This is a genomic window from Sphingorhabdus sp. (assembly GCF_046292425.1).
Taxonomy (GTDB): domain Bacteria; phylum Pseudomonadota; class Alphaproteobacteria; order Sphingomonadales; family Sphingomonadaceae; genus Sphingorhabdus_B.
Map to the genome: position 1 here is coordinate 6251 of NZ_JBKBQV010000085.1, position 325 is coordinate 6575.

At 56.9% G+C, this 325-nt stretch carries 1 pseudogene; it reads left to right on the forward strand.

Going from position 1 to position 325, the window contains the following annotated elements:
- Positions 1–325 (forward strand): annotated as a pseudogene (locus tag ACK4S7_RS12860) (hypothetical protein); the annotation flags it as partial.

Below are 325 nucleotides of genomic sequence, written 5' to 3' on the forward strand. Positions count from 1 at the left end.
GCGTTTCGAGCATGAAAAAGGGGTGTGGTCGGAACTTGCGCGTTTTGCGCCCATGACGCTCGCGCTCGTGCAACTCGCCATGCTTTTGCCAAAGATGGAATTTTCCATGATTGGCTGGATATTTTATTTTGCACTGTCGACCGTGGCAATCGCGCTGGCTTGGCGTGACAAGTTGCTCCTGCCATTGGTCGCAGGTGCATTGCTCGTGGTGATGGGTCCACTGGCCGTGGCATGGCAAACGGATGGCGCGAGCCAGCGCAATATTGCTGCCACCTTGGCCGTCATTTCGCTGTTCGGCCTTTCCGGTCATATCCGCGCACGCCAG